This is a genomic window from Yinghuangia soli, assembly GCF_021502675.1.
GTDB lineage: Bacteria > Actinomycetota > Actinomycetes > Streptomycetales > Streptomycetaceae > Yinghuangia > Yinghuangia soli.
Map to the genome: position 1 here is coordinate 45,680 of NZ_JAKFHA010000047.1, position 18,188 is coordinate 63,867.

General features: G+C 71.4%; 19 protein-coding genes. 9 read left to right on the top strand and 10 right to left on the bottom strand.

Annotated features, from left to right (window positions below; genetic code table 11):
* Positions 1-21: 21 nt before the first annotated feature.
* Both LZ495_RS39795 and LZ495_RS39800 read right to left on the bottom strand, forming a co-directional pair.
* A complete protein-coding gene (locus LZ495_RS39795; protein WP_235058106.1) occupies positions 22-888 on the bottom strand; it encodes an amidohydrolase family protein in 867 nt (288 codons plus the stop codon).
* 44 nt (positions 889-932) lie between these two features.
* The gene (locus LZ495_RS39800; protein WP_235058107.1) at positions 933-2,111 is read right to left on the bottom strand and encodes an amidohydrolase family protein; all 1,179 of its coding nucleotides are present in this window, start codon (positions 2,109-2,111) and stop codon (positions 933-935) included.
* A 327-nt stretch (positions 2,112-2,438) separates the two neighbouring features.
* Here LZ495_RS39800 and LZ495_RS39805 point away from each other — a divergent pair, with 327 nt between their 5' ends.
* Positions 2,439-3,755 carry a CaiB/BaiF CoA transferase family protein gene (locus tag LZ495_RS39805; protein ID WP_235058108.1) on the top strand — a complete coding sequence of 439 codons (1,317 nt, stop codon included), beginning with the start codon at positions 2,439-2,441 and terminating at the stop codon, positions 3,753-3,755.
* A 60-nt stretch (positions 3,756-3,815) separates the two neighbouring features.
* Here LZ495_RS39805 and LZ495_RS39810 read toward each other — a convergent pair whose 3' ends face one another.
* The 4 genes from LZ495_RS39810 to LZ495_RS39825 form a co-directional block, all read right to left on the bottom strand.
* The gene (locus LZ495_RS39810; RefSeq protein WP_235058109.1) at positions 3,816-4,751 is read right to left on the bottom strand and encodes a DUF6301 family protein; all 936 of its coding nucleotides are present in this window, start codon (positions 4,749-4,751) and stop codon (positions 3,816-3,818) included.
* A 126-nt stretch (positions 4,752-4,877) separates the two neighbouring features.
* Positions 4,878-5,669 carry an SDR family NAD(P)-dependent oxidoreductase gene (locus LZ495_RS39815; RefSeq protein ID WP_235058110.1) on the bottom strand — a complete coding sequence of 264 codons (792 nt, stop codon included), beginning with the start codon at positions 5,667-5,669 and terminating at the stop codon, positions 4,878-4,880.
* A gap of 46 nt (positions 5,670-5,715) precedes the next feature.
* Positions 5,716-6,252 carry a cupin domain-containing protein gene (locus LZ495_RS39820; protein ID WP_235058111.1) on the bottom strand — a complete coding sequence of 179 codons (537 nt, stop codon included), beginning with the start codon at positions 6,250-6,252 and terminating at the stop codon, positions 5,716-5,718.
* Between the two features lie 82 nt (positions 6,253-6,334).
* Positions 6,335-6,658, bottom strand: coding sequence for a plasmid stabilization protein (locus tag LZ495_RS39825; protein ID WP_235058122.1), 324 nt, complete (start codon positions 6,656-6,658; stop codon positions 6,335-6,337).
* A 119-nt stretch (positions 6,659-6,777) separates the two neighbouring features.
* Here LZ495_RS39825 and LZ495_RS45410 point away from each other — a divergent pair, with 119 nt between their 5' ends.
* The 5 genes from LZ495_RS45410 to LZ495_RS39845 all read left to right on the top strand — a co-directional run bounded on the left by LZ495_RS45410 (position 6,778) and on the right by LZ495_RS39845 (position 11,892).
* The gene (locus LZ495_RS45410; protein WP_372498712.1) at positions 6,778-7,011 is read left to right on the top strand and encodes a DNA topoisomerase IB-related protein; all 234 of its coding nucleotides are present in this window, start codon (positions 6,778-6,780) and stop codon (positions 7,009-7,011) included.
* Positions 6,966-7,325 (top strand): hypothetical protein, encoded by a 360-nt coding sequence (locus tag LZ495_RS39830; RefSeq protein WP_308268824.1) that lies wholly within the window; start codon positions 6,966-6,968, stop codon positions 7,323-7,325. Before LZ495_RS45410 ends, LZ495_RS39830 begins: the two co-directional genes overlap by 46 nt.
* Positions 7,326-7,405: 80 nt before the next feature.
* The gene (locus tag LZ495_RS39835; protein ID WP_235058112.1) at positions 7,406-7,864 is read left to right on the top strand and encodes an SRPBCC family protein; all 459 of its coding nucleotides are present in this window, start codon (positions 7,406-7,408) and stop codon (positions 7,862-7,864) included.
* Between the two features lie 228 nt (positions 7,865-8,092).
* Positions 8,093-10,282 (top strand): catalase/peroxidase HPI, encoded by a 2,190-nt coding sequence (gene katG, locus LZ495_RS39840; RefSeq protein ID WP_235058113.1) that lies wholly within the window; start codon positions 8,093-8,095, stop codon positions 10,280-10,282.
* Positions 10,283-10,614: 332 nt separating this feature from the next.
* Positions 10,615-11,892, top strand: a complete 1,278-nt coding sequence (locus tag LZ495_RS39845; RefSeq protein ID WP_235058114.1) for a serine/threonine-protein kinase — start codon at positions 10,615-10,617, stop codon at positions 11,890-11,892.
* 60 nt (positions 11,893-11,952) lie between these two features.
* On the opposite strand, the gene LZ495_RS39850 is transcribed toward LZ495_RS39845, so the two are convergent.
* Positions 11,953-12,471: a GNAT family N-acetyltransferase gene (locus LZ495_RS39850; protein ID WP_235058115.1), complete on the bottom strand. Its 519-nt coding sequence runs from the start codon at positions 12,469-12,471 to the stop codon at positions 11,953-11,955.
* Positions 12,472-12,545: 74 nt separating this feature from the next.
* Here LZ495_RS39850 and LZ495_RS39855 point away from each other — a divergent pair, with 74 nt between their 5' ends.
* Positions 12,546-13,448, top strand: a complete 903-nt coding sequence (locus LZ495_RS39855) for a S41 family peptidase (RefSeq protein ID WP_235058116.1) — start codon at positions 12,546-12,548, stop codon at positions 13,446-13,448.
* 78 nt (positions 13,449-13,526) lie between these two features.
* Here LZ495_RS39855 and LZ495_RS39860 read toward each other — a convergent pair whose 3' ends face one another.
* The 3 genes from LZ495_RS39860 to LZ495_RS39870 form a co-directional block, all read right to left on the bottom strand.
* Complete coding sequence (locus tag LZ495_RS39860; protein WP_235058117.1) at positions 13,527-14,705, bottom strand: hypothetical protein; 1,179 nt, start codon at positions 14,703-14,705, stop codon at positions 13,527-13,529.
* A 124-nt stretch (positions 14,706-14,829) separates the two neighbouring features.
* Positions 14,830-15,810, bottom strand: coding sequence for a zinc-binding dehydrogenase (locus LZ495_RS39865; RefSeq protein ID WP_235058118.1), 981 nt, complete (start codon positions 15,808-15,810; stop codon positions 14,830-14,832).
* Between the two features lie 199 nt (positions 15,811-16,009).
* The gene (locus LZ495_RS39870; protein ID WP_235058119.1) at positions 16,010-16,483 is read right to left on the bottom strand and encodes a VOC family protein; all 474 of its coding nucleotides are present in this window, start codon (positions 16,481-16,483) and stop codon (positions 16,010-16,012) included.
* 122 nt (positions 16,484-16,605) lie between these two features.
* Here LZ495_RS39870 and LZ495_RS39875 point away from each other — a divergent pair, with 122 nt between their 5' ends.
* Positions 16,606-17,511, top strand: coding sequence for a helix-turn-helix domain-containing protein (locus tag LZ495_RS39875; protein WP_235058120.1), 906 nt, complete (start codon positions 16,606-16,608; stop codon positions 17,509-17,511).
* Positions 17,512-17,596: 85 nt separating this feature from the next.
* Positions 17,597-18,094 carry a VOC family protein gene (locus LZ495_RS39880; protein ID WP_235058121.1) on the top strand — a complete coding sequence of 166 codons (498 nt, stop codon included), beginning with the start codon at positions 17,597-17,599 and terminating at the stop codon, positions 18,092-18,094.
* The last annotated feature ends 94 nt before the right edge of the window (positions 18,095-18,188 follow it).

Genomic DNA, 18,188 nt, shown 5'->3' on the forward strand with positions numbered 1-18,188 from the left:
GGGCCGTAGGGATGACGAGGGTCAGGCGAGGTCCAGCTTGAGCAGGCGCGCCGCGTTCCCGGACAGGAACTGCGGCCAGACCTCGTCCTTGAAACCGACGCCGGGCAGCTCACCGAAAATGCGGTCGAGGGTGAGGCCCATCGGGAAGTAGCCCGCGTACAGGATCTTGTGGGCGCCGCGGGTGTTGGCGTAGTCGACGATCGCCTGCGGGTAGTAGCGCGGTGCGAACGCGGACGTCGAGTAGTACAGGTTGGGCCACTTGAGCATCAGCTTGACGGCGAGATCCACCCACGGTTCGCACCCGTGCCGGGTCACCATCAGGAGTTCAGGGAAGTCGTACATGACCTCGTCGATGAGCTCGACGTGCTGGGCAGCGGCCTTCAGGCGCGGTCCGGGGACGCCGGCGCAGACGAAGACGGGGATGTCGAGTTCCACGCACTTGGCGTAGAACGGGTACATCTTCTTGTCGTCGATCGGCACCTGCGGGAAGGCACCCGCCGGGAAGACCCCGGCCGCCCGGACTCCGAACTCCTCATGCTCCCCGACGAGTTGGCGTACGCCGTCCATCCCGGTGTTGGGATCGATGTTCGACGAGGCGACGAACCGGTCCGGATGCTTGCGCAGTGCGGTGCGCGATGTCTCGTCGCCGACCCCGATCATGCCGTGGCGGATGCCGAAGCGGTCCATCTCGTGCAGCGTGAACGCGACCGGGTCGTCGGTCGGCAGGTCCTTCGGCACGCCTTTGAACATGTACTCGGCGGGGAACTCGAACTCCTCGCGCGACTGGCGGTCCTTGGTCTGCCGGCGGATGAAGTCGTACTGGTCCCAGCCCTCGTGCGGGAAGCCGATCATCGTGTCGACGACGGGGACGTCCGTGGGGAACGGCATGCGGTGCTGGCCTTTCGTCCGGTCCAAGTACGGTGCGATGCCTGTCAATCGAGACGCTGGACGAGGGCCTCGGCGTTGGTCTTCATGACCTGGACCTGCTCGGCGTCGGAGAAGCCGGCCTGCTCGAGGTCCTTCGCGAAGTTGAGCGGCTGGGCGATGCCCTCGGTGTGCGGCCAGTCCGAGCCCATCATGATGCGGTCCACGCCGATCACTTCACGCAGTTCGGTGAGGTCGTTCTCGTGGAAGGGCGAGACCCAGAGCTGCCGGCGGAGCGTCTCGCGCGGGTCCTCCGCCCAGGCGTGCGGCTGCTGGGCGTACGACTTCTTCAGGCGCGCGAACAGCGGCGCGACCCAGTCGGCGCCGGTCTCGATGGCGGCGAAGCGCAGGCGCGGGTGGCGCGCGAGGACGCCGTACGAGAGCAGCGCGGCCATGGTGTCCGCGATCGGCTCGGGGCTGATGAGGCCGCGCATCGGGGTCGCGCGGAACGCCTCCATCTCGTGCGACTCGCCCCACCACGAGATCAGCCGGCCGTATGCGCTGTTGCCGCCGTGGTAGACGACGGTGATGCCGGCCTCGGCGGCCAGTGCCCAGAACGGCTCGAACACCGGGTCGCCGGGCGAGGTCCACCCGGAGGCGGTGCTGATCGGGCCGTACTGCATGACGACGAGCCGGGCGTCCTGGCCGAGCGCCCACTCCAGTTCCGCGACGGCGTTCCGCGGGTCGGCGAGGGTGATGTACGGCGCGGCGTAGATGCGCTCCTGGTAGGCGAAGCCCCAGTCCTCCGCCAGCCAGCGGTTGAACGCGCGGAACGCGGCGGTCAGCGCAGGAATGTCGGGGAGCAGGGCCTGCTCCATGCCGACCCCGAGGGTCGGGAAGAACATCGCACCGTCCAGGCCGAGTTCGTCCATCGCCTCCAGACGCGCGTCGCGTTCCCGGTACTCCGCCCGGGTCGGCTCCAACTCGCCGAACTGCTCGATGAGCGAGCCCTTGGCGGTGCCCCGGAACCACTTCTCCAGCACCCCCGGCTTGGCGAGGCGCGAGAACGTGGGGTCCGGGATGAACTTGTTGACCTTGCCCCCGACCAGCAGCCGGGTCTTGCCGTCCACCTGTGCCCACTGCATGCATCGCTTGCGGAACTCGGGCTCGATGTGCCGGGTGAAGGCATCGAGCGCTTCGTAGTAGTGGTTGTCGGCGTCGAACGCACGGAAACCGGGAGGCAACATGCGCCCAAACTAAAACCTGATTCTTGTTTTGGTCAATGGACCGCCCGCCGCCTCCGGGGCCGCCCGCCGGCAGCCGGCCGGCCAATCTCCCGTAAACCGCATGCAGGTACTCACTCCGCCATCACCAGGAGCCCCCCACCCGGCAGCACCGCCCCTCCCCACCGAAAACTGAGTTACCACTCTCCGCGCACCGCGCCGAGCCCCCTCCCCTCGGCTGTGCATCTTGTATATTGTCCGCAATCCGATGGTCATCTTCGGCAAGTTCGGCGCGGCCCCGTACGACGTCCGACCCGACAGGCACCGACCCTCCCCAGGAGCGTGCAGCCGATGGCCTCCGCCCCGCACGACACCGCCCCCGACCCTGGCCCCGTTCCGGCCCCCGCGCCCCGGCCGCTGGACGGCATCCGCGTCCTCGCCCTGGAGCAGATGCAGGCGGCACCCTTCGCGACGCTGATGCTGGCCCGGCTCGGCGCGGAGGTCATCAAGGTCGAGTCCCCGTCCGGGGAGTCGGGGCGCGCCGCCAGGCCCGCGGTGCTCGACGCGTCCGGGCGCCCGGCCGGCGCCACGTTCCTGCGGTACAACCTCGGCAAGCGCAGCATCGCCGTCGACCTGAAGTCCGAACGCGGCCGCGACCTGGTCCACGGGCTGTCCCGCTCCTGCGACGTCGTCGTGGAGAACCTCGGCCCGGGCCGCGCCGCCCGTCTGGGCCTCGGGTATCCGCATGTCTCCGCCGAACACCCGTCCGTCGTCTACCTGTCCATCACCGGCTTCGGCGCCGACGGCGCATCGCCGTACGCCGACTGGCCTGCCTACGCCGGGGTCGCCGAGGCGATGTCGGGCATCTACGAGCATGCCCGCCGCCCGGGGCAGCCGCCCGTCATCAACCCGATGGGCGGCCTCGGCGACACCGGTTCCGGGCTGTTCGGGGTGATCGGCGTCCTGGCCGCGCTACGCCAGCGCGAGCACACCGGCCGGGGGCAGCTGGTCGACGTCGCGATGTTCGACGCGATGGTCGCCATCTGCGACATCGTCCCGAACTTCTGGTCGCTGGGCGTACGCCGCGACGCCGACCCGGACGGCGAGACCGGGTCCGATGCCGGCCTGCGGATGCCGTACATCCTCTCCGCGTTCCAGGTCGGCGGACGCTGGTGCTACATCCAGGTCAGCCGCGAGCACCAGTTCGAACGCCTGGCCCGCCTCCTCGATCGCGAAAGCTGGCTGTCCGACCCGCGTTTCGCGGACCGCTTCGGCTGGCACGACCACTGGCCCGACGTGATCCGCCCCGCGCTCGAGCAGTGGTCCAAGGACATGTCGGCCCTCACCGCCGCCGGGCACCTCGCCGAGGCGGGCATCACGGCCGCGCCCTGCAACTCCGCCGAGGACGTCGTCGGCGACCCCCATCTCGCGCAGCGCAACATGCTCGTGCCCATCCCCCGCACCGACGGCCCCGCGGAACCGGTCCTGGTCGCCGGCAACCCCGTCAAGCTGAGCGAGGCCCCCGAACTCCCGGAAACCGCACCGCCGCTGGTCGGCCAGGACACCCGCACCGTCCTCACCGAGCTCCTTCGCCTGCCCCCGCACGACCTGGACGCCCTCGAAGCGGCAGGCGTCATCGCCGCTCCCGACCTCGACCGGCGGACTTGAGCACCTCCTCGATGACCTCGGCTGTCGATCTCCGGAGCGGCAACCGGTGGACCGGGGGGTTCAACCACCCGCTTGTGCCAGGTCGAGGGAGCGGAGAGTCCGGGACGCGTCGTCGCTCAGAGCCACGCCGCACCAGGACACCGCCCCCGGCTCCCCGGCACCGTAGACGTCCCGGAGCGCGCTGACGACAAGTTGGCCCATCCAGTCGAAGTACCCGTTGGTCGAGGGCAGTTCGCCCGCGTACCAGTAGTTCTGCGTGTTGGGCTGCCCCGGGTACTCCTCGCCCTCGGGTGAGAAGAAGCCCATTTCCAGGAGCGCACTGCGCTGCGCCGGCGACAGTTCCACCGGTGTGATGGAGTCATCCGGACCGGTGGCAAGAATCCAGAGGACGTCAGCCGCGCGACTGATGTCCACGACTGGGGTTCCCCGTACCAGAAGCTCGATCCGATCAAGGTCGGACAGCACGCTCATGAGGCGACCGAGCCCGCGAGCGGTCTCCCGCCATGGGTCACGCTCCGCGCCGGAATCCACGGCCGGCGTCGGGGAGTCGCCCCTGGATTCGACGACAACGCCTACCTGATCCGCTGCCCTCGACAGCGAGACGTCATAGCAGGCGCCCGGCCACGTGATCCTCTGCCCGTGCTGCCGGTGCGGTCCGGGAATCAGGCGGGGGACTTCGGCGAAGAGCCGACGGGCAAGCTCGGTCAACTGCGCTTGGCCGTCCTCGTCGTCCTCGTCGACCGATTCGGTCACGGGCAGGTCGATATAGACGAGCGCGCCACTCTCCACGCTTGCCTCGGCCCTGCCCAGCAACTCCGGATGGGCATGGGCTTCCACCCAGTAGACGGGAGGACTGGCCTCACGCTCCTGCACGCGCCAGCCCAGGGATCCCAGGAGGGACTCGAACTCGCCTTCGGTGAGCGGCGCCGGGACCGCCAGGAAGCGGATGATGGTCTCGCCGATGGTTCCAGGGGCCGTACTGAACAACTTTGCCAACCCGACTCCCCCTCCGGAAAAGGCCGGACGATCCGACGACCACCCGTAGGCCGCCTATTCTGCCCGCCCAAGGTGTGTGGCGATCTTGGGGCGGGGTCAGGGACCTGCCGTGCTGCTGCCGGTCCTCTACCAGGTCGGGTGGGTGCTCATGCCGCCGTCGACGACCAGGTCCTGGCCGGTGAGCCATGCGGCGCCCGGGGATGCGAGGAACACGCAGGCGGCGCCGATGTCTTCGGGGGTGCCCAGGCGTCCGAGGGGGGCCGCGCGGTGCCAGCGTTCGACGCCTTCGGGCCACTGGTCCGCAAGGCCCGGGCGGTCGATGAGGCCGGGCGAGACGGTGTTGACGCGTACGCCGCGCGGCCCGTACTCGAGGGCTGCGGCGCGGGCGAACATGATCAGTGCGGCCTTGGCCGAGCTGTAGTGGGCGTGCCCGGCCGCGGGCTGGGAGCCCTCGATCGAGGCGATGTGCGTGATACTGCCTCCGCCGTCCTGGTCCGCCATGAGCCGCGCGGCGGCCTGGGTGCAGACGAACGCTCCGGTGGCGTCTGCGCGGAGGACCGCGTCCCAGTCGGCGGCGGTCATCGCGGCAAGCGGCTGGACGGGCTGGATCCCGGCGGCGTTGACGACCGCATCAAGGCGGCCGCGCCACGCAGCAGCCTCGCCGACCAGTCGTGCGCAGTCCTGCTCGTCGGCGAGGTCGCCGGTGACGACGAGCGCGTCGCCGCCTGCGTCGGTGATGAGCTGCGCGGTGCGCTCGGCGGCTTTGCGGTCGCGGTGCCCATGGACGACTACCGCCGCGCCGGCCTGGGCGAACGTCGCTGCGATACCCGCGCCGATGCCGCCCGAGGCACCCGCGACGAGCGCGACCGTCCCGGCGAGGGACGGGTAGCGGGGGTCCGGACGGCTCGCGTCGGTCATCGTGCTCCTTTGGTGCGGCTCGGTTCCGTCCGGTGATGCGTTCGGTTCAGTGCGGGTCCTCGGTCATCGCAAGCGGCGCGTCCGCGCGGCACAGGGCGCGGATGGCCGCCGCGTACTCGGGGAAGCGGGCGGCCAGTTCGTCGGCGTCCCCGCCCTCGTAGTCGGCGGGCATGAAGCCGGGGGCCATGGTCGTACCGCACAGCGCCCACGTACCGCCGTCGGCCAGCCGCGCGCCCATCCACGTTCCGGCGGGGACGACGGACTGCACGGTCGGGTAGGTGTCAGGCCCGCCCAGGGTCTCGACACGGCCGGTGCCGTCCGGGGCGAGCAGCAGCAACTCGACGGCGTCGCCGCGGTAGAAGTGCCAGACCTCGTCGATGGGCAGCCGGTGCATGGCCGAGAAGCCGTCCTCGGCGTCCGTGAACAGCACCATGATCGCGCTGCCTGCCGGGCGCCCTTCGGCGTCGGCGGGGCCGGCCCAGGTACGCCGGAAGAGACCGCCCTCCACCGGCAGCGGAGCCAGTCCGTAGGCAGCGGCGAGACCGCGGAGATCGGGGCGCGGTGCTTCCGGCGGGTCGGGCATGCAACCGACTCTAAGCCGTGTCCCGCGGATCAGTACGCAACCGCATGGGTGTCGTCGGTCGCGGTCGACTGCGTCCGCTTGGTCACCGGCCCAGCGCGCGCTGCAGCTCCGCCTTGCGCATCGAGGAGCGCCCCTTGATGCCGCGGCGCTTCGCCTCGTTGTAGAGCTGGTCGTAGGTGGGGCCGCCGGAGCCCGAGTGCGAGCGCTGTCCGCCGCGCCGCGACGACGACGTGTCGTGCGTCGACGAACGGCTCGCCGTCTTGGACTCTCCGGAGCGGGCGCGTTCCTTGTTCACGGTCCGCGCCGCGATCTCCTTCGCCCGGCCGGTGCTGGCGCCGCGCTTCTTGGCGCTGTCCTTGATGTGCTCGTACTGCCGCTTCCGCTTCGGGCTGGAACCGCGGGGCATCTCCACCACACACCTTGAGTCGATCTTCACCGTCCTGCGGCGGCTACCCGCGCCCGCACGAAGCACACGCCCGACGGCCCGGCCGCATCGCATCCTGAGGCCCCGGGTAGCGGCGCGGCATGCGGCTGCGGCACAGCGACATCCACACGCCCGGAATCCGGCGGCTGCGCCACGGGCGCGGGTTCCGGTACGTCGACCGGGGCGGCAGGCCGCTCGGCGCTGACGAACGTGACCGGATCAAGGCGCCGGCAATCCCGCCGGCCTGGTCGGATGCGCGGCGCGGCTCATCGACCTCGGCCTGTTCCGCATCGGCAACGCGGGTTACACCCGGGACAACGCCTCGTACGGCCTGACCACGCTGGTGCGCGAGCACGTCACCATGCGGCGCGGCGAGATCGCGGTCACCTATCCGGGCAAATCCAGCCGGACGCAGGCCGTCGAGATCGCCGACGAGGACACCTGCCGGGCGTCGTACATCAGTCCGCGGGTGATCGAGCTGTTCGAAGACGGCGTCACCATCGCCCCGGTACTCGGCGACCTCGGCGCCGGCACACCGGACGGCACGCCCGCCACACGCGGTGCGGCCGAGGACGCCGTACGCGCACTGCTCGCCCGACCGCAGCACCTGCGGCCAGGTGGCCTGTGTCTGTTCTGCGTTGCCGGGTAGCCGCCGCGCATGAACGGCACGAAGCGCGTCGCGGCACTCGGCGCCGGGCAGGTCCGCTCAAGACGAGAACGGAGATCGCCATGACCAAGGTGACCCAGTCCATCCAGGTCGACGTGCCCGTGCGCACCGCCTACGACCAATGGACGCAGTTCGAGGAGTTCCCCGACTTCATGGAAGGCGTCGACGAGGTCCGCCAGCTCGACGCCCGGCACAACCACTGGAAGACCTCGATCGGCGGTGTCCACCGCGAGTTCGACACCGAGATCGTCGACCAGATGCCCGACGAGCGCATCACCTGGCGGACCATCGGCGGATCCCCTGACCAGCGCGGCATGGTGGTGTTCCGCCCCGTCGACGACACGTGCACCAGGATCGACCTGACCATGGAGGTGGCCCCGGAGGGCGCCGTGGAGAAGGCGGCCGCCGCGCTGCGCGTCCTGGACCTGCGCATCAAGGGCGACCTGAAGCGCTTCAAGGAGTTCATCGAGTTGCGCGGCACGGCCTGGGGCGGCTGGCGCGGACGCGTCACACCCGGCTGACGCCGAACGGCCTTCCCGGGGCGGGCCGTGCCGGTCCGCGGCTTTCCCATAAATCGATGCGCGCGGCAGGGACCATGCGGGGATCCGCGTGTCTTTAGGGGCGTACGGCTCGCCGTGCGCGAATATCGGGCTCGGCAGGCATGTGTCCGCCCCGGGTGGAAAGCGAGTGCCCGGCAGGCGTGGACGCCGCCTGCGCACGGAAACAACCGAGTGAGGAAGAAGGCGGAAGTGTCCGGCAGCGAAAGCGAAAATCCCGCGATCCCCTCCCCGACCCCCGTGGCGACCCGCCCCCGAACGAACCGGGACTGGTGGCCGCAGCAGCTGGATCTCCAAGTCCTCCGCCAGCATTCCGCCCGGTCCGAGCCCTTGGGCGGGGATTTCGACTACCGGAAAGAGTTCGCGAACCTCGACGTGGACGCGCTCAAAGCGGACGTGTTCGCGGTGATGACGACGTCCCAGGACTGGTGGCCCGCGGACTACGGCCACTACGGACCGCTTTTCATCCGCATGAGCTGGCATGCCGCGGGCACGTACCGGATCGCCGACGGCCGGGGCGGGGGCGGCGCCGGCGCACAGCGCTTTGCGCCCCTCAACAGCTGGCCGGACAACGCGAGCCTGGACAAGGCGCGCCGCCTCCTGTGGCCGGTGAAAGAGAAATACGGACAGCAGATCTCCTGGGCCGACCTGCTGGTCTTCGCCGGCAACTGCGCCATGGAATCCATGGGATTCACCACGTTCGGATTCGGTTTCGGCCGCCCGGACGTATGGGAGCCGGAAGAGATCTTCTGGGGGCCCGAGGACACCTGGCTGGGAGACGAGCGCTACAGCGGCGACCGCGAACTCGCCGGTCCTTTCGGCGCCGTCCAGATGGGATTGATCTACGTCAATCCCGAAGGCCCCAACGGGAACCCGGACCCGCTCGCCGCGGCACGGGACATCCGCGAGACATTCGCCCGCATGGCGATGGACGACGAGGAAACCGTCGCCCTCATCATCGGCGGCCATACCTTCGGCAAATGCCACGGCGCCGTCGACCCCTCCTGCGTCGGCCCGGAACCCGAAGCCGCTCCGCTCGAACAGCAGGGCCTCGGCTGGCGGAATACGTGCGGAACGGGCAGCGGCGTCCACGCGATGACCAGCGGCCTGGAGGGCGCCTGGACCTCCGAACCGACGAAGTGGGACAACGGCTACCTCGACAACCTGTTCCGCTACGAGTGGACGTTGACCACCAGCCCCGCGGGCGCCCAGCAGTGGACCCCCACGGACCCGTCGGCCCAGGGCACAGTGCCGGACGCCCACGACCCGGCGAAGCGGCACGCGCCGATGATGCTGACGACCGACCTGGCTCTGAAGCTGGACCCGGTCTACGGGCCGATCTCCAAGTCCTTCCACGAGAACCCGGCAAAGCTCGCGGAGGCCTTCGCGAAGGCCTGGTACAAGCTGCTGCACCGCGACATGGGGCCCTTGTCGCGCTACTTGGGCCCGTGGGTCCCGGAGCCGCAGCTGTGGCAGGACCCCGTCCCCGCGGTCGACCACGAACTGGTGGGGGACGCCGAGGTCAACGCCCTGAAAGCGGCGATCCTCGACGCGGGCCTCTCGGTCTCCCAGTTGGCCACCACCGCTTGGGCCGCGGCGGCGAGCTTCCGCGGCACCGACAAGCGCGGCGGGGCCAACGGGGCACGCATCCGGCTCGCGCCGCAGAAGGACTGGGAGCTCAACGACCTGCCCGAGGTCGCCGACACGCTCCGGGTCCTCGACCGGATCCGCCAGGAGTTCGACGACGGGCAGACCGGCGGCAAGAAGGTCTCGCTCGCCGACCTGATCGTCCTCGGCGGATGCGCGGCGGTCGAACAGGCCGCGAGGAACGCCGGGCACGACGTCGCGGTCCCGTTCGCGCCGGGTCGTACGGACGCCTCGCAGGAGCAGACGGACGTGGATTCGTTCTCCGTCCTGGAACCCCGCGCGGACGGGTTCCGCAACTACCTGCGGCCCGGCGAGAAGCTCTCCCCGGAGACGCTGCTGCTGGACCGCGCCAACCTGCTGACGCTCACCGCTTCGGAGATGACGGTGCTGATCGGCGGCATGCGCGCGCTGGGCACCGGGTTCCGGCAGTCCTCCCACGGGCAGCTCACCGACCGGCCGGGCACGTTGACGAACGACTTCTTCGTCCACCTCCTCGACATGGGCACGGAGTGGAAGCCCTCCACGACCGCCGAGAACGTGTACGAGGGCCGGGACCGCGCCACGAACACGGTCAGGTGGACGGCCACGGCGGTCGACCTCGTCTTCGGTTCGCACTCCCAGCTCCGGGCGATCTCGGAGATCTACGCCGCCAAGGACGGCGGCGCGCGCTTCGTGCGCGACTTCGTGGCCGCCTGGGACAAGGTCATGAACCTGGACCGGTACGACCTGCGCTGAGCCGCCCCCTCACCTGGCACCTTCCGAGTCCGGCGCCGCCCCGCCCGAAGCGCCCGGGGGCGGGGCCCTGCCGGAATGCAGCCCGGCGCCCCTGGCCCCGGCTGTCGATCCGGTCAGCCTCTGGCATCGCTCGCAGCGGTACGCCGCGGGCACCGCCTGCCGGTCGGACACGTCTCGGCCCGGGGGCTACCCGAACGGGGTGCGCCGACACGGGACCGGCGTGCTCCGCACCTGTGATGACGGGCCGCGACGCGCGCCTGCAACTGCCGCATGCGCTGCTGCTGCTCGGGTAACGACGCAGGGCACCGCCGCGACGCATCCGGGGAGAGAGCATGACGGCATTGCCACGCCGAATACCGTCCCCTGTCCCCCGCAGCGGGGCGGTCCTCGGTGACCGGTACCGCCTGATCGAGCTGCTGGGCGCGGGTGGGACCGCCGATGTCTTCCGGGGCTTGGACATGCGGCTGCACCGGAACGTCGCGGTGAAGGTGTTCCGGCCGGGCGCCTCCGCGGTGACCGCCGAACGGTTCTGCCAGGAAGCGGAATTGCTGGGCCGGTTGGCGCACCCGGCGCTTGTCGAGGTCCACGACGTGGGCGGCGAGGCCGGCCACGTCTACGTCGTGATGCGCCTGGTCGAGGGCGCCACGTTGCAGGAGCACATCCTCGACGGCCCGCTGCCCGCCGAGCGCGTGGCCCGGCTGGGCGTGCGGTTGGCGTCGGCGTTGGAGCACGTGCACGCCGCCGGTGTGGTGCATCGCGATGTGAAACCGTCCAATGTCCTCGTCGGGCTCGACGACTCCCCGTACTTGGCGGACTTCGGGATCTCCCGCCTTGTCGACGAACCCACCCGCACCGCGCCCGGCACCTTGGTCGGCACCATCCCGTACCTGGCGCCCGAGCAGCTGCTCGGCCGGGGGTCGGGACCGGCCAGCGACATCCACGCACTGGGGCTGGTCCTCCTCGAAGCCGTGAAGGGCGAGAAGGAGTACCCCGGGGGCCCGCTGGCAGCGGGAAAGGGACGCGCGCTGCGGGCACCGCACATCCCGGCGTGGGTGCCGGCCGAACTCGCTTCTGCCATCGACGCCATGACCCGATCCGAACCCGCCGACCGGCCCGACGCCGGTGATTGCGTCCGCCTCCTGGAAAGCGCCGCCGCAGGTACGGCATCGGCCTCGCCCCGCAAGGGCGCGGCCCACAGCGCGGCCCGCTCGGTCGAGTCCACGAACGTCGCGTCGACCGCGGTGGCGATGCGTCGGCGGCGGCATCACGTCGCGGCCCTGGCTCTGGTGGCCGGTCTCGTCCTGGGGGCGGGCGGGGCCACCGTGCCGTTCCTGCTCGCGGTGGGCGGCCACGAAACTGAAGGCACCCCGGTCCCACCCGCGCCGGTCCCTGTACTCCCCGGGCGGACCGCGGCCACAGACAGCCCGAGCACACCGTCCGGTACGCCGCCCACCACGCCGATCCCGCAGCTGCCCGCGCAGACGCCGCAGGTCACCACGTCGCCTCCCACGACCGCCGCCGAGCGGGGCACGCCCGGCCGCGACGACAAGGGCAAGAGCACCGACCGCCCCGGCGACAAAGGAAAGGGCAACAAGCCCGACAAGGACTGAATCGACAGTTACCACCAGCTCGGAGTGCCCGGCGCGGTCCGCGGTGAGCCTGTGCCAAGCTCAGGCGACCTCACCTTGTACGGCCGGATCCGCGAGGTCGCGCCGGTACCACGTACCTGGCTCGCCGCCGAGGTCGGCCGGCTCGGCCGGGCCGAGCGCGACGAACCCTGCTTTGAGCAGGACCTTCTGGGACGCGGTGTTCCGGTGGGTCACGCCTGCCCGCAGTGTGCGCAGGCCGTGCTGTGCTGCTGCCAGTCGGCACAGCTCGTGGACGGTGGCGGTCGCCAGGCCGCGGCCCGTCGCGGCCTGGGCGACCCGGTAGCCGAGGTCCGCAGTGTTGCCCGTGATGTCGACCAGGTTGAACCTGCCGAGCACCGAGCCGTCGTCGGCGACGAGCAGGTAGAAGGCGCAGGTTCCCGCCTCCTGCTCGGCGAGCAGGGCGTCGTAGCGCTCGGCGAACTGCGCGAAGAAGGCGTCGCCGCGGTCCGGGACCGAGGCGGCGAAGTAGTCCCGGTTCGCCACCTCGAAGTCCAGCACCGCCGGGGCGTAGGCGATATGCAGCGGCATCAGCGTGGGCACCGGTCGACCCTATCCGCGCGCAGAAGGCGTCAGAGCTTTGACGCGTTTATCGGACAAATGATCTACTCCCGGCCATGACGACCCCGCCGAAGATTCCGCCCGCCCCGGTCATCGACGAGACGGTCCGACTGCTGACCGAGAACTACGTGTTCCCCGAGGTGGCCGAGCAGTTGGCCGGCCTGCTGCGGAAGCGCCTCGCCGAGGGGGCGTACGACGTCGACGCCGAGGAACTCGCCGGGCTCGTCACGGCGGACCTGCAGTCCGCCAACGGCGACCGGCACCTGCGGCTCAGGTACTACGCGGACGAGGTTCCCCCGAAGCGCGGCGCGGCCATGATGGAGACCATGCGCGAGCAGTTCGACTCCTCGCTCGGCGGCGTGCCCCGGGTGGAGCTGCTCGACGGCGGCGTCGCCGTGATCGAGATGGCACCGATGCTGTTCCCGCTGGACTGGGCCGCCGAGCCGCTCGGCGCCGCGCTCACGTTGGCGTCCCGCGCCGACGCGCTGATCGTGGACCTCCGCGCGAACCTCGGCGGCGACCCGGACTCGGTCGCGTACGTCTGCAGCCACCTGCTCGACGAGCGCACCCATCTCAACACCATGTCCTGGCGCGGCGACCGCAGCAGCGAGCAGTCCTGGAGCCTGCCGCACGTCCCCGGCGCGCGCTTCGGCGGCGCCAAGCCGCTGTACATCCTGACCAGCGAAAGCACCTTCTCGGCGGCCGAGGAGCTGTCGTACAACCTGCAGCAGCTCGGCCGCGCCGTCATCGTCGGCGAGCCGACCCGCGGCGGTGCGCACCCCTGCGACGGCTGGACGGTGGACCCGCACCTGGAGGTCACCGTCCCGGTCGGGCGTGCGGTCAACCCCGTCTCCGGCACGAACTGGGAGGGCACCGGCGTGCAGCCGGACGTCCCCTGCCCGGCCGCCGAGGCCCTTGACCGGGCCCGCACGCTGGCGCTCGCCCGCCTGAACGGCTGACCGGCTGACGACCGCCTTGCCCGGTTCCCTCGGCGACATCACCGAGGGAACCGCAGCCGGTACGCCGGGCAGGTGCGATCAGGGGCCGGCCACCGCCCGCGGGCCCAGCTCCGCCGGCCACGGCGTGCCGACCGGGTCCTTCTTCAGCTGCGCTTCCACGGCATCCACCCAGTGCGTGGCATCGGGCTCCGTAATGGTGGCCACTTCGGTAAAGGCCCAGAGCAGCACCTGCTCGCCGGTGCCCTGCGGGAAGATCCTGCAGAACTTCGAGACCGTGGAAATCCGGGCATCGTCGGGCCGCAGCCTGTCGTATGTCGGATCCAGGATTTCGGGGATACGGATGGCCTCGTCCCGGGGTATCGCAAGGATTGCCCGGAGCATCGGCAATCCGTAGAAGCCGAAGAGGACTTCGAAAGCAGCGAAGGGGTCGCCCCACCGGGGCCTGATCCACCGGCCCTCGTAGGCCGCGAGCATGGCTCCATAGGATGCCGAAGCCGGGGCAAGACGGGCCATCGCCTCCTGCACGCCGGCGTTCGCGGCGTTGAACGGGGCTGCCAGCGCCCGGTATTGCTCGCCGAGCGACTTGCCGAGTGTGTCGCGTACGCCCCGCTCGGCCTCGCGGTCGACGCGTACGACGTCGGGCACCGCGGCCCGGGCCGCGACGCCGGCGGCCGTCTCGTTCTCCAGTAGGGGCAGGAGCTTCGCGGCGTGCGTGCCGGTGAGGTGGGCTTCGGCCTGGTCGAACGGTGCCAGGTGCGCACGCAAGGCGTCGCGGGCGACGCCGAGTTCGACGGTCTTGGCGGCGCGCAGGTCGTCGAGTACGGGCGCGCGCTCGATGAATTGCGCGGTTGCCGCTTCGCCGGCGGCGGCCAGCGCCGCGAGCACGGCCCCCGCCTCGGTGCGGGCGGGCAGGCCGTCCACCATCGTTTTGACGGGTGCGGGCTGCTGCATCACGTCGCGGTCGGTCAGGCGGGGTTCGGCGGCCCGCAGCAGCGCGAACGCCTGGGCGGCAAGCTCGGTGCGCCGCGGGACGGCCGCCTTGCGGAATGCCTCCGCGCCCGTCCGGGCGAGCTGCTGGACGAGGTCGCGCCATCGTGGACGGCGCTGCTCGGGGATGGCGGCGAAGGGCTGGACCAGCGCCTGCGGATGGTCCCACGCCGACCGCAGGCGGCGGTCGGTCTCGTCGATCCAGCGGTCGGTGCGTTCGGCTGCCAGACGCCGCAGTTGATCGTCGGTGGCGAGTATCGGCTCGGCCATGGATCCTCCCCCAAGGTTCATCGCCTCGCGCGCGGGCGACTTCCGCGCGCCTTTGGGGAGTGTGCCACCGCGGACTGGTCCGGATCAGGAGAAATCCGCATCTCGGATCCTGACTGGAGCGCCGTCAAGGCAGGGTCAGGACGAGCTTTCCGGGAGCGGTCCTGGCGGCGACCTGCGCCAGCGCGCCCGGGAGTTCGGCGAACGGCACGGGGACGGTACCGGTGTCCGCGAGCCGGCCGCGGGACAGCAGTTCGGCAAGGCGGGCGTGCACGGCTTCGCGTTCCGCACGGGAGTAGCCGCCGGTGTAGACGCCGACCAGCGAGGCGTTGCGCCGGACCAGGTGGTCGGCCGGGATCTCCGCCCACGAGCCGCTCGCGTTCCCGACGGCGAGCAGCCGCCCGCCGCGGGACAGTGCCTCGGCGGCGCCGGCAGCCAGGGCCCCGCCGACCGGGTCGTAGATGACGTCGACGCCGCGTCCGCCGGTGAGTTCGTGCAGTGCCGGGGCCAGGGCGCCCGTACGGTGGTCGAGCACCGCTTCCGCGCCGAGCCTGCGGCACTGCTCGGCGCGCCGGTCGTCCCCGACCACGGCGACGACGCGTGCGCCGAGCGCTTTTCCCAGCTGCACGGCGGCGAGTCCGCTGCCGCCCGCGGCTCCGAGGACGACCAGCCATTCGCCGTCGGCCAGCCGTCCGCGGTCGACGAGCCCGAGCCACCCGGTCAGGTGCGGGATCCAGAAACCTGCGGCGGCCGTGGCGTCCAGTCCGGGCGGCACGGGGAACACCGAATCGGCTTTGGCGAGGCACTCGCCGGCGAACGCGCCGTGGCCGGACGGGAAGGCCGTGACCGCCATGACCGCGGCTCCGAGCGGCACGTCCACGCCACTCCCGGCGGCGGTGACGACACCGGCCGCTTCCTGACCGGGCGTGAAGGGGATTGCGGGTGCAAAGGCGTACGCCCCGCGGCACATGAGCAGGTCCGGCAGCCCGATTCCCGCGGCGGATACGCGGATGCGCACCTGCCCCGGGCCCGGCTCCGGCACCTCCACGTCGGCCAGGCGCAGAACGTCCGCAGGCTCGCCGACCCCGACCACCCGCCATGCGCGCAACAGCCTCGACCTCCCGCACGTGTACGCGTCGCCGTGCCTTGCGCGCTGTGCCGCGCGCTGCCCGGACCCTGCATGGGCTCGACCCGGCCCGGCCCGGCCCGCCCCGGCCCGGCCCGGCACCGGAGTTCGGCCGGCGGTCCGGTCGGACAACTTCAGCAGCGTCCGAACGATTTCGATACCCCGAGCCGTGTACGTCGGCTCACACGTCCGATTCGCCCAGGTCCTGGAAGAGAGTGAGCTGGAGGCCTGCGGGGCCCTCCAGGCGGGCGTTCGAGGAGTTCCAGGGCGTCACGACCGGTTCGGCGAGGATTTCCAGGCCCGCGTCCTCGGCGCGGCGGGTGGCCGCGGCCGCGTCCGGTACGCGGAAGGCGATGCGGATGTGGCCCGCTACGCGGCGGCCGACCTCGACGTCGTCGATGTACGCGGCGTGCGGAGGGTCGGCGATCTCCAGGGTCGCGCGTCCGGCGTCCAGGATGGTGACCCGGCCGCCCTCGGATGCAAAGGCGCCCAGCTCTCCGAGGCCGAGAACGTCACGGTAGTACGCGAGGGCCGCCTCGTAGTCGGCTGCGGTGACGACGAGGCGCAGTTCCGCGACCGCGCCGGGTGATGCGGCCTCGGCACCGGCGATCTCGTCCGCGGTCCCGCTCGTGGTCTCGTTCGTGGTCTCGTCCATGTGGCGGCTCCGATGGCGTGTCCGAGGGAATGCTGCGTGTCCGGGCATCCTGCCCTGGATGGCGGCGACTGCTCGGTATTTGTCCGCATTCCGCCGCGGCCGCGCGGACGTAGGCTGCTCCTATGGCCCACCTGCGCGAAGCCGAGGCGTCCCTGACGCGCCGACCCTCGGTGCCCGCGCTCCGGCCGCTGATCCACGCCATCGGCTACACGGACGCCCAGTACGCGCACGCGGCCGAGCTGGCCCTGCCGAACGGCGGTGTGCAGCTGCTGGTGAACCTGGACGGGGACGTGCTCAGCTCGACCCGGCTGCGCGACGGTTCGGACGCGGGCCCGGACGGTCCGTCAGGCCACGCACACAGCGGCCCGGGAACCCGGCCTCCCGCAGTGACCTCCGTCGGCGGCGGCGCGCTGCAGGGGCCGTACACCGGTCCCGCGGTGATCGACCCGGCGCAGCAGCGCGCAATCGTCTGGGTGGCGTTCCGTACCGCCGGGGCGCACCCGTTCCTCGGCGATCCGCTGGCCGCGGTGCGCGACCGGCTCGTCGGCCTGGACGACCTGTGGGGCCGGTCCGGTGCCACGCTGCGCGAGCGCCTGCTGCATGCGATGGAGGACGGCGGCCCGGCGGCCTGCCTGGCGGCACTCGAAGCCGCGCTCCTCGACGCCGCGGAGCCCGATCGGCTGCCCGATCCTGCCGTCCTGGCCTGTGCCGCGCGGCTCGATGCGGGCGCGACGGTGGCCGAGGCCGCGGACAGTGTCGGCTGGACGACCCGGCGCCTGTCCGAGCGGTTCGGCGCGCATGTCGGGCTCGCGCCGAAGCAATATGCCCGGGTACGGCGATTCCAGCGGCTTCTGGCGCAGGTCAATGCCGGTCCGCAGAGCCCGGACTGGGCGCTGCTCGCGGCCGACTGCGGCTATCACGATCAGGCGCATCTGATCCACGAGTTCCGGGCGCTGGCCGGGATGACGCCGACGGCGTACGCGCCGCGCTCGGCGGCCGAGCCCAACCACGTCCCGCTCGGCGGCTGAACACGGCGGCGCGAGCAGGCACGTCACCCGAACCGCCGCCGATTCTTACAATCCCCGCGGCGGGCCTCGTGCCGATCATGGAGGCATGACGAACACCAGCGACACCACTCCGACTCCAGGCGGTTCCGACGGCTCCGGCGGCTCCGGCACGTCCGGCGTACGCCGGGTCTACGCCCGCCTCGTGGTCTCCGACGGGCCGCGCGCCATCGACTTCTACCGTGCCGCGCTCGGCGCCGAGGAGGTCGAGCGCTACACCGATCCGGACGGGAAGATCGTGCACGCGATGATCACAGTCGGCGGCACGCCCATCGCGGTCAAGGACGAGGACGATGCGGACCCGGCGCCCACCACGCTGGGCGGGAGCCCGGTCGTCATCGCCTTGGACGTCGAGGACGCCGACGCTGTGGCCGACGCCCTGCTGAGCAACGGCGCCACCGTCGTCTACCCGGTCGCGGACCAGCCGTACGGACAGCGCGGCGGGCGTGTGGCGGACCCGTTCGGGCACCTGTGGATGATCTCCCAGGACATCGAGGCGCTCACCCCCGAGGAGATCCAGGAGCGCACGACCGCGATGTTCACCTGATGCCTCCCCCCTGGCTCCGCTCCCCGTTTCCGGAGGCCTGACCGTCGGCGAACGGCCCCGCGTGCCGCGGCGGTTCGGGCCTGCACAACGCGTT